This window comes from Pseudomonas sp. P4_C3 (genome assembly GCF_056402075.1).
This window is the reverse complement of the sequence record NZ_JBFUIC010000045.1, coordinates 24735-34715: the sequence shown is the minus strand read 5'-3', so window position 1 is coordinate 34715 and position 9981 is coordinate 24735. Positions and strand designations below refer to the sequence as shown.

The 9981-nt window shown below is 59.8% G+C and carries 10 protein-coding genes; 5 read left to right on the top strand and 5 right to left on the bottom strand.

The features are described from left to right. The 3 genes from xylB to AC1DVH_RS10940 all read left to right on the top strand — a co-directional run. The coding region (gene xylB, locus AC1DVH_RS10950; RefSeq protein WP_477753815.1) for a xylulokinase at window positions 1-1329 on the top strand (1329 nt) is incomplete at its 5' end. 13 nt (window positions 1330-1342) lie between these two features. Then, a complete protein-coding gene (locus tag AC1DVH_RS10945) occupies window positions 1343-2287 on the top strand; it encodes a carbohydrate kinase family protein (protein ID WP_477753814.1) in 945 nt (314 codons plus the stop codon). Window positions 2288-2577: 290 nt separating this feature from the next. Then, window positions 2578-2844: a DUF2790 domain-containing protein gene (locus tag AC1DVH_RS10940; protein ID WP_477753813.1), complete on the top strand. Its 267-nt coding sequence runs from the start codon at window positions 2578-2580 to the stop codon at window positions 2842-2844. Window positions 2845-2941: 97 nt separating this feature from the next. Here AC1DVH_RS10940 and AC1DVH_RS10935 read toward each other — a convergent pair whose 3' ends face one another. After that, complete coding sequence (locus AC1DVH_RS10935; protein ID WP_477753812.1) at window positions 2942-3208, bottom strand: DUF1652 domain-containing protein; 267 nt, start codon at window positions 3206-3208, stop codon at window positions 2942-2944. 281 nt (window positions 3209-3489) lie between these two features. Between AC1DVH_RS10935 and eco the strand changes: the two genes are divergently transcribed. Beyond that, the gene (eco, locus tag AC1DVH_RS10930) at window positions 3490-3972 is read left to right on the top strand and encodes a serine protease inhibitor ecotin (protein WP_477753811.1); all 483 of its coding nucleotides are present in this window, start codon (window positions 3490-3492) and stop codon (window positions 3970-3972) included. Window positions 3973-4036: 64 nt separating this feature from the next. Here the strand turns inward: eco and ilvA are convergent, their stop codons facing one another. The 4 genes from ilvA to lpxO all read right to left on the bottom strand — a co-directional run bounded on the left by ilvA (window position 4037) and on the right by lpxO (window position 7824). Beyond that, complete coding sequence (gene ilvA / locus AC1DVH_RS10925) at window positions 4037-5050, bottom strand: threonine ammonia-lyase, biosynthetic (RefSeq protein WP_477753810.1); 1014 nt, start codon at window positions 5048-5050, stop codon at window positions 4037-4039. A 159-nt stretch (window positions 5051-5209) separates the two neighbouring features. Next, window positions 5210-6373, bottom strand: a complete 1164-nt coding sequence (locus AC1DVH_RS10920) for a PQQ-dependent sugar dehydrogenase (protein ID WP_477753809.1) — start codon at window positions 6371-6373, stop codon at window positions 5210-5212. 67 nt (window positions 6374-6440) lie between these two features. Further along, window positions 6441-6782, bottom strand: a complete 342-nt coding sequence (locus AC1DVH_RS10915) for a hypothetical protein (protein ID WP_477753808.1) — start codon at window positions 6780-6782, stop codon at window positions 6441-6443. Window positions 6783-6924: 142 nt separating this feature from the next. Continuing rightward, window positions 6925-7824: a lipid A hydroxylase LpxO gene (gene lpxO / locus AC1DVH_RS10910; protein WP_477753807.1), complete on the bottom strand. Its 900-nt coding sequence runs from the start codon at window positions 7822-7824 to the stop codon at window positions 6925-6927. Between the two features lie 487 nt (window positions 7825-8311). Between lpxO and AC1DVH_RS10905 the strand changes: the two genes are divergently transcribed. Continuing rightward, window positions 8312-9898 (top strand): ABC-F family ATPase, encoded by a 1587-nt coding sequence (locus AC1DVH_RS10905; protein WP_477753806.1) that lies wholly within the window; start codon window positions 8312-8314, stop codon window positions 9896-9898. The last annotated feature ends 83 nt before the right edge of the window (window positions 9899-9981 follow it).

Here is a 9981-nt window from a genome sequence, read left to right as displayed (position 1 = left end):
GCCTTCGCCACTGCCACCCGCCGTGCGTTGCTCGCGGCCAAGATCGATGGCCAGTCGATCCTCGGCATTGGCGTCTCCGCTCAGCAACACGGCCTGGTGCTACTGGACGATCAGGGCCAGATGCTGCGTCCGGCCAAGCTCTGGTGCGACACCGAAACCACCCCGGAAAATGACCGCCTGCTGGCCCATCTGGGCGGCGAAAAGGGTTCGCTGGAACGCCTCGGCGTGGTCATCGCGCCGGGCTACACCCTGTCCAAACTGCTATGGACCAAAGAGCAGCATCCCGAGGTGTTTTCCCGCATCGCCCGCATCCTGCTACCCCACGACTACCTCAACCATTGGCTCACCGGCCGCAGTTGCAGCGAATACGGCGATGCCTCGGGCACCGGGTATTTCAATGTGCGTACGCGCCGGTGGGATTTGCAATTGTTGCTGGACATCGACCCGAGCGGACGCCTGCAAGCCGCGCTACCTGAGCTGATCGATGCCCATCAGGCGGTCGGTACGGTTCTGCCGGGCATTGCCGAACACCTGGGCATCAACCCGCGGGCACTGGTGTCCAGTGGCGGCGGCGACAACATGATGGGCGCCATTGGCACCGGCAACATCCAGCCCGGTGCAATCACCATGAGCCTCGGCTCGTCCGGCACGGTGTACGCCTATACCGATCAACCGAGCGTCGCCGCGGATGCCGCAGTCGCCACGTTCTGTTCTTCCAGTGGCGGATGGTTGCCATTGATCTGCACCATGAACCTGACCAACGCCACCGGCCTGATTCGTGACCTGCTGGACCTCGACATCGATCAGTTCAATGAGCTCGTTGCCCAGGCGCCGATCGGTGCCGAAGGTGTGAGCATGTTGCCGTTTTTCAACGGGGAGCGGGTGCCTGCCCTACCCCATGCCAGTGGCAGCCTGTCGGGTCTGACCATGACCAATCTGACCCGGGCCAACCTGTGCCGCGCGGTGGTCGAAGGCACGACGTTCGGTTTGCGTTACGGACTGGACCTGTTACGCCACAATGGCTTGCAAAGCCGCGGCATTCGGCTGATCGGCGGTGGTTCGAAAAGTGCGGTCTGGCGGCAAATTGTCGCCGATACCATGAATACACCGGTGATCTGCACCGAACAAAGCGAGGCCGCGGCTCTCGGTGCGGCGATCCAGGCGGCCTGGTGCGTATCCCGGGCGAACGGGCACGAACACAGTCTGGCGGACTTGTGCGAGCGTTGCGTGAAGCTCGACCCGGCCAGTGAAACCCGGCCGGAGGCCGACAATGTACACGCCTGTCAGCAGGCGTATGAACGCTATCAACAGCATGTCGCAACCCTTTGAAGAGTGAACAACTATGTACCTGGTGTGTGGCGAAGCGCTGTTCGATTTTTTCAGTGAAAACGACGCCAGCGATCTGGCTTCCAAAGTGAACTTCAAAGCCATTGCCGGTGGTTCGCCGTTCAATGTGGCAGTGGGCTTGCGCCGATTGGGCGTGGACGCGGCGCTGTTGGTCGGGTTGTCCACCGATTACCTGGGGCGGCGCCTGCTGCAAGTGCTGCAAGATGAAGGCGTGTGCCAGGACTACCTGCTGGATTTTGCCGCGCCGACCACCCTGGCGATGGTCGCGGTCGGGGCCAATGGCTCACCGCAGTACAGCTTCCGTGGCGAAGGCTGCGCGGATCGACAATTGCAACCGGAGCACCTGCCGGCACTCGGGCCGGAGGTGCGCGGGCTGCATATCGGCTCGTTTTCCCTGGTGGTGCAGCCGATTGCCGACACGCTATTGGCCCTGGTGCGCCGGGAAAGCGGCAAGCGCCTGATCAGCCTCGACCCGAATGTGCGCCTGAACCCGCAACCGGACATTGACCTGTGGCGCGGGCGGATCGCGACCCTGGTAGAGCTGGCTGACCTGATCAAGGTCAGCGACGAGGACCTACATCTACTGTATCCAGACCAGGATCCTGCGCAGGTGATCGAGGGCTGGTTGCAGCACCGCTGTCAGCTGGTATTCCTGACCCGGGGCGGTGAAGGCGCGACTGTGTTCAGCCGGGCTCATGGTTCGTGGTCGGCTCCTGCCTGTGCGGTAAAAATCGCCGACACCGTGGGCGCGGGCGATACCTTTCAGGCGGCGCTGATTACCTGGCTGACCGAACAGCAGCTGGACTCGGTGGAGGGAGTGAAACAACTTGGCCGCGAGCAGATCGACCGCATGCTGAAGTTCGCAGTGCAGGCGGCCGCGTTGACGTGCAGCAGGACCGGGCCGGATTTGCCTTATCGGCAGCAACTGGATTTGCGCTGAGTTCGAGGACGTCATCGCGAGCAAGCTCGCTCCCACAGGGTTGCGGGTCGCTCACTGCATTTGTGTCCACCCTTGTTCGCGATGACTTTCCATCAGGCGCCCGATGGTCTTAACTGATACACAGGATCGCGCATTCGCAACAGACGGCGTTCAGCCGGGTTAACCCTCGCTTAACCGTGCGGTCCAACACTTCACTGGACCGCACGCCCTCAGACTGCTCTGACGCCCAGTGCGGCAAGTTCGACAAGCGACACATCGAACTGACTTTCCGTCCGCACCGGAGATCGCTGATGAACACTCGTACCCTGCTGGTTACCACCGCCCTCGCCTGCACTGCGTTTGCCGGCCTGGCTCAGGCCAATGACACCACTGACTCTCAAGCCGTGCCCTATCACTACGGCATGCCATTGCATGTCAGCAAAGTGATTTCACTGACCGAGCCGGACACCCTTGAGTGCAAAGTGGTAAATGCCCAGATGAAGTACATCGATGACAGGGGAAAACCCGCAGAAATTACCTACCGTAAACTTTCCGACGCCTGCGAGAACCAGAGCTGACCGAAAAGTCTGATTTGCCGACGGTTGCCGTTGAACTGGCGCTGGGCCTGGCGTTCTTCCAGACCCGGCGCGTGTCCGTGGAACTCGAAACCGCAGGTTAAAGCGCTTTGCCCAGCATCGAGTGGGGATCGACCTCGATGTGATGCTGTTTGGATCGCAGCCGGGCAATCAACTCGTTGATTTCCCGGCAACCATTGAGCCCGGAAGCATCAATGCCGGTGACCAATAGATCCAGGTGATCGGTTTGCCCGTCTGCATAGACCTTGACGGTCATCGACAGATCCGGTGACAGCGTGCACTGGCAGCGCACGGGCAGAAAACTGCTTTCGATGATGTTGCGAATTTCCAAGGCAGAAAGAAACATGGCGACTCCCTCCTATGTGAGACTGCCAATAACGGTCAATGCTCGCTCATATGAAATCCCGGCAAGCTTCAAGGACAGATACAGCATAAATCATGCTCCGGATTTCGCTGTGCAGCTCATCGGCAATTCATGGGTTCAGGCAAGATACCTGTAAAGCTTGTCATGCCGTTTGCAATATACACCCCTTGTGACCTTGAAATTTGCACGCTGGGCGCCACGGGTTTGCATTCACTGCACACCACAGTGAAAATGCCGTCCTTCACTTCAAGCAAGGAGGCATCATGAGTTCTTTGACCGTTAACGCTTGCGCAGCGCTAGCCGCACTGGGGCTTGCCGGCCTGGCGCACGCCGCCAAACTCGAAGGCACCGCGCCCTATCCGAAGGCCGAAAGCGGGTTTACCCGCCAGGTGATTCACCTCGCACCACAGACCCGGGAAAACGACTTCCAGGTCGAGATCCTGGCCGGCAAGACGATGACCGTCGACTGCAATAACCCGCGTCTGGGTGGCATTCTCGAAGAGAAGAACCTCGAGGGTTGGGGCTACCCGTTCTATCGCCTGGAAAAAGTCATTGGCCCGATGAGCACGCTGATGGCCTGCCCGACCGGCACGAGCAAACAGGGTTTTGTACCGGTGGTCGGTGACGGCTTCCTGCTGCGTTACAACAGCAAGCTGCCGCTCGTGCTGTACGTACCCAAGGACATCGAAGTGCGCTATCGGATCTGGTCGGCGTCGAACAAGGTCGAGAAAGCCGCTCAGGAATAACCCGGCCATCCGGCGGACCCTTGTGGCGCCCGCTTGCGGCGCCCGCCGTCGGCCTGCCCGAGTGTCATGCCGGAGCGCCACTCAACGCAGCTCGCTCGGCCACATGCCCCAGGCTGTCGAAATTGATGTTGGCACCCGAGTCGATGGCGACCAGGGTCTGACCACGAGCCCCGCTCTGCGCCACGTACTTCTTGATCCCGGCCACCGCCAGCGCGCCGGAAGGTTCGGTGATCGAGCGGGTATCGTCATAGATATTCTTGATTGCAGCGCAAAGCTCATCGTTGCTGACCGTCAGCACCTCATCGACACAAAACCGGCAGACCTCAAAACCGTAAGCGCCGATCTGCGCCACCGCCACCCCGTCGGCGAAGGTGCCGACACTTGGCAAGATAACTCGCTCGCCGGCGAGCAACGCAGCTTGCAGGCACGCGGAATGCTCCGACTCGACGCCGATGATGCGCACCTCCGGTCGCAAGTATTTGACGTAAGCGGCGATGCCGGCGATCAGCCCCCCGCCACCCACCGGCACGAAGATCGCATCCAGCGGACCTTGATGCTGGCGCAGGATTTCCATGGCCACCGTGCCTTGACCGGCGATCACCTCCGGATCGTCGAAGGGCGAAACAAAGGTGCGACCGGTTTCCCGGGCCAGATCAAGTGCATAGGCCAGTGCAAACGGAAAGCTTTCGCCGTGCAATACAGCATCGGCGCCACGACTGCGAACCCCGATGACCTTCAATTGCGGCGTCGTGCATGGCATGACGATGGTGGCATTGATCCCCAACTCCCGAGCAGCCAGCGCCACACCCTGGGCATGATTGCCGGCAGAAGCGGTAACCACGCCGCAAGCCTTTTGCGCCTCGCTCAGTTGCACCAGCTTGTTGTAGGCGCCGCGGATCTTGAAGGAAAAGGTCGGTTGCAAGTCTTCGCGCTTGAGCAGGATCTGGTTGCCCAAGGCTTCGGACAAGGCCGGTGCCGGTTGCAACGGCGTGCGCACGGCCAGTTCATACACCGGCGCGGCAAGGATTTTTTTGACGTAGCGTTCCAGCAAGGCCTGTTGATCAGCGGTAAAACTCATGGTCCCTCTAGGGCGGGTTGGGTGCTGCAGTCGTGAGCTAGCCCGCCAAATGAGGAATGGCGGTAATAATGCTTGGCTGGCAGCGCAATACGGTGGAAGTCATGATTCGAAATTAGCCGGACGGTGGTGGCAAGTCAATGGCAAGTTTTGTAGATGCCGTTAGTCAGCCGGCAACTTCAACCCGACTTTGTAAATGCCACCGTTCTCCTCATCGGTCAATACATACAAATAGCCATCCGGCCCCTGCCGCACATCGCGAATGCGTTGTTTCAGCTCCCCGAGCAAACGCTCCTCGTGGATCACCTTGTCGCCATCGAACTCCAGGCGGATCAGTTCCTGGCTGACCAACGCGCCGATAAACACGTTGCGCTGCCAGGCCTTGAAACGATCGGCATCGTAGAAYGCCATGCCACTCAGGCCCGGGGATTTTTCCCAGACATGGTTCGGGGCAACGGTGCCTTCGACGGTATCACCCCTGGCTTCGGGAATCGGTTGACCGGAGTAGTTGATGCCATGGGTCGCCAGCGGCCAGCCGTAGTTTTTGCCACGCTCGATGATGTTGATTTCATCGCCGCCCTGGGGACCGTGTTCGTTTTCCCACAGTGTGCCGTTCCACGGGTTGAGCGCCGCGCCTTGCGGATTGCGCTGCCCGTAGGACCAGATCTCCGGGCGCACGTTGGCCTGGCCGACAAAGGGGTTGTCCTTGGGCACCGTGCCGTCCGGGTAGATCCGCACCACTTTGCCTTGCAGTTTGTCGAGGTCCTGGGCAGTCGGGCGGTCGTTGTTTTCCCCCAGGGTCACGAACAGATAGCCGTCGCGATCGAACACCAGCCGCGAGCCGAAATGGTTGCCCACCGAGAGTTTGGGTTCCTGACGCAGGATCACGTGGAAATCCTTGAGCGCCGTCATATCGTCGGAGAGCCGGCCGCGGCCCACTGCTGTGCCGGCCTTGTTATCCTCACCACCACCTTCGGCATAGGACAGATAGACCGTCCGGTCCTGCTTGAAATCCGGTGACAACGCCACGTCCAGCAAGCCGCCCTGTCCCTTGGCCCAGACCGTTGGCACGCCATTGAGCGGTGCTGACAGCTTGCCGTCAGCGGTCACCAGTCGCAGGTTGCCAGGCCGTTCGGTTACCAGCATGCCTTTACGATCCGGCAAGAATGCCAGCGCCCAGGGGTGCTCCAGCCCCGTCACGACGGGGGTGACCTCGAGGGTGCCTTCTTCGCTTTTCATCGTCTGGGCGGGCGCGGCAAGCACAGGGACAGTGGCGCTGATCAATGCGCTGGCACAGAGGGTTGCCAATAGGTTTTTACGCAACATGCAGGATTCCTTTTCCGATGAACATGAGGTTTGGTGAAAAGTAGCGGGCAGAGCTGATGCCTGCCACTCAACGGTTGTTGCTGCCGGTGTCTCGCGGGGCAGGATTGGGAATGAATGTCGGTGGGCTGGCGGGAGCGGTCCGGTCGGGATAGCGATTACCGATGCCACCGTTGTCCAGCGTCGGCGAGCGCTGGACCGGCACGGTATTGGGTCCGCGTATGGCCGGGGCGCTGGGTTGAGTGCCTTGCATGCTGTTGGGGTTGGCCCGGTGGATCGGACTGTTGTAAGGGTTGTTGTTGGTGCGGCCCGGCAGGTTCTGGGCCAATTGCAACGCAGCAGAGGCATCGGCCAGAGAGCCCAATATGGCACTCAAGCCCAGCACAATGGCGCCAAACACGTATCGGTTCATGGGGTGCCTCTCTACGTCGCGTGGATAAGGACTTCGATACCACGCTACGCCCGGGGTTCAGCTTTGTTAACAAAAACCTCCCCGGCAAGACGTAATAGGCTGGATGTTCCGGCTTCATCGTCAGCAGCCCGAACACACCCCTTCAGATCAGAATGATGACCACCAGCAATCCGGCGAAGATCGACCACTTTTCGAGGTAGTAAAGCGTGCGATTGCGCTTTTTCAGTTGTTTGCCGTGCAGGCGAACCTTATAGATCCTGCTGAACAGCCGGTTGAGCCCGCCGGTCCTGTCGCCCGCCTCGTTCGGCGCACCTGCCGCCGACATGACGGTGCGGCTGAACCAGCGATTGAATGCCGCAGCCCAGCGATACTTCATCGGCCGCTCGACGTCGCAGAACAAGATGATGCGATTGTGCGGCGTGGTGTTCTCTGCGTAATGAATGTAGGTCTCATCGAACATCACCGCTTCGCCATCGCGCCAATGGTAGTTCTGGCCATCGACATTGATGTAGCACCCGGCAGCGTTGGGTGTTTCCAGGCCCAGGTGATAACGGTAGGAACCGGCGTACGGATCGCGATGGCGCACCAGTCTGGAGCCCGGGGGCAACTCGGCGAACATCGCCGCCTTGATCGAACCAATGCCCTGCACCAGCTCAGTGGTGCGCGGGCAGAGCTTCATGGCCGACGGGTGGCTGTCGCCATACCACTTGAGATAGAAACGCTTCCAGCCGGTCTTGAAAAACGAGTTGAAACCGACGTCGTCGTATTGATTCGAACGCTTGATCTCGCCGGTGTGAAGCAAGTTCTGGCCTTCGGCACGGATTTCTTCCCAATGCGCCTGCAGCGGGCTCAGGTCGGGAAAGTCGGCCGGGTCGAGATAAGGCTTGTTGGGGATTTTCGAAAACAGATAAAGAAAGCAATTGATCGGCGCCAGAAACGTCGAGTGATCACTCAACTGGCGGCCCAGCTTGTGGCGCACGTGACCGCGCAGGTGGACATACGCAATGGAGACAACGTAGATAACGGCAATGATGAGTTTCACTGGAATCGTCACAGGTCGGAAGTAAACAAACTGCGCCCTTTACCAGCATGCCAGTCCTGGGGTCTTGTGCAGCGACTGATTACGAAACAGCGGCGCCGTAGTGCCATCGAGCCTTACCGATGGTCGGTTTCCGGCTGATGGATGGCATTTTAGCCACAGTTTGTAACCAATGGTTAACCAGCAACTGCGAAAATGTGTCCGCAAAATCCGCCAAAGCGTTGCAGTGGTCTCAACGCCCTATCGTTTAAAGAGCCAGACCAGTACAATTGCCGCCAAACTTTACGCGCGACCCAGGTTGAGAGCGGGAAATCCCCTTTCAGCGCACATTGACTCGGGCCAAGCGCGCCACATGCTGCTGTCCACTTGATGCCAGATGGATCTTTCACTGCCGATCGGGATGAATATCCCGGGGTCCGGACAGTGGAACGGATACTGAACCGGTACTGCCGCAACCCTGGCTACTCTGAATGCTTCGCAGGAAAAACCTTTGATTTCTACAGCTAACATCACGATGCAGTTCGGCGCCAAGCCGCTCTTCGAAAACGTTTCCGTCAAGTTCAACGGTGGCAACCGTTACGGTCTGATCGGCGCCAACGGTTGCGGCAAGTCGACCTTCATGAAGATTCTCGGCAATGACCTCGAGCCGTCCGGCGGCCAGGTCATGCTGGAACCGAACGTGCGCCTGGGTAAATTGCGCCAGGACCAGTTCGCCTACGAAGAATTCACCGTGATCGACACCGTGATCATGGGTCACGAAGAGCTGTGGAAGGTCAAGGCCGAGCGCGACCGCATCTACTCGCTGCCGGAAATGAGCGAAGAAGACGGCATGGCCGTGGCCGAGCTGGAAACCGAGTTCGCCGAAATGGACGGCTACACCGCCGAATCCCGTGCCGGTGAACTGCTGCTGGGCCTGGGTATCCCCCTGGAACAGCACTTTGGCCCGATGGCCGAAGTGGCGCCAGGCTGGAAACTGCGGGTGTTGCTGGCCCAGGCACTGTTCTCCGATCCGGAAGTGCTGTTGCTCGACGAACCGACCAACCACCTGGACATCAACACCATCCGCTGGCTGGAAACGATCCTCAAGGCGCGTAACAGCACCATGATTATCATTTCCCACGACCGTCACTTCCTCAACAGCGTCTGCACTCACATGGCCGACCTGGACTACGGTGAGCTGCGCCTGTTCCCGGGCAACTACGACGAGTACATGACCGCGGCGACCCAGTCCCGCGAGCAACTGCTGTCGGACAACGCCAAGAAGAAAGCGCAGATCTCCGAACTGCAGACCTTCGTCAGCCGCTTCTCGGCCAACGCCTCGAAAGCCAAGCAGGCCACGTCCCGCGCCAAGCAGATCGACAAGATTCAGCTGGCCGAAGTCAAGCCATCGAGCCGCGTGAGCCCGTTCATCCGCTTCGAACAGACCAAGAAACTGCACCGCCAGGCCGTAACCATCGAGCAGATGTCCAAGGGCTTCGACGGCAAGACCCTGTTCAAGAACTTCAGCTTCACCGTCGAAGCCGGCGAGCGCGTGGCGATCATCGGCCCGAACGGTATCGGCAAGACCACCCTGCTGCGCACCCTGATGGGCGAGCTGACCCCGGACGCCGGTTCCGTGAAGTGGACCGAAAGCGCGGAGCTGGGCTACTACGCCCAGGACCACGCCCATGACTTCGAAGACGACGTCAGCCTGTTCGACTGGATGGGCCAGTGGACCCAGGGCGAGCAGATCATTCGCGGCACCCTGGGTCGCATGCTGTTCTCCAACGACGAGATCCTCAAGTCGGTCAAGGTCATCTCCGGTGGTGAGCAAGGCCGCATGCTGTTCGGCAAGCTGATCCTGCAAAAGCCGAACGTGCTGGTGATGGACGAACCGACCAACCACCTGGACATGGAATCCATCGAGGCGCTGAACCTGGCGCTGGAGAACTATCCGGGCACGCTGGTCTTCGTCAGCCACGACCGTGAGTTCGTATCGTCCCTGGCCACCCGCATCATCGAGCTGAGCCCTAACGGCGTAACCGACTTCAGCGGCACCTACGACGACTACCTGCGCAGCCAGGGTGTGGTGTTCTAAAGGCAGTTACAAGCCTTTAGCTGCAAGCTTCAAGTGAAAAGCCCTGTCTTGGTGACGGGGCTTTTTGCATTCCGGGCCAAGGT

Bases quoted from the DNA above. Each gene is read 5' to 3' on its own strand.
- AC1DVH_RS10945 (WP_477753814.1), top strand. From the start codon at position 1,343: ATGTACCTGGTGTGTGGCGAAGCGCTGTTCGATTTTTTCAGTGAAAAC.
- AC1DVH_RS10940 (WP_477753813.1), top strand. From the start codon at position 2,578: ATGAACACTCGTACCCTGCTGGTTACCACCGCCCTCGCCTGCACTGCG.
- AC1DVH_RS10935 (WP_477753812.1), bottom strand. From the start codon at position 3,208: ATGTTTCTTTCTGCCTTGGAAATTCGCAACATCATCGAAAGCAGTTTT.
- eco (WP_477753811.1), top strand. From the start codon at position 3,490: ATGAGTTCTTTGACCGTTAACGCTTGCGCAGCGCTAGCCGCACTGGGG.
- ilvA (WP_477753810.1), bottom strand. From the start codon at position 5,050: ATGAGTTTTACCGCTGATCAACAGGCCTTGCTGGAACGCTACGTCAAA.
- AC1DVH_RS10915 (WP_477753808.1), bottom strand. From the start codon at position 6,782: ATGAACCGATACGTGTTTGGCGCCATTGTGCTGGGCTTGAGTGCCATA.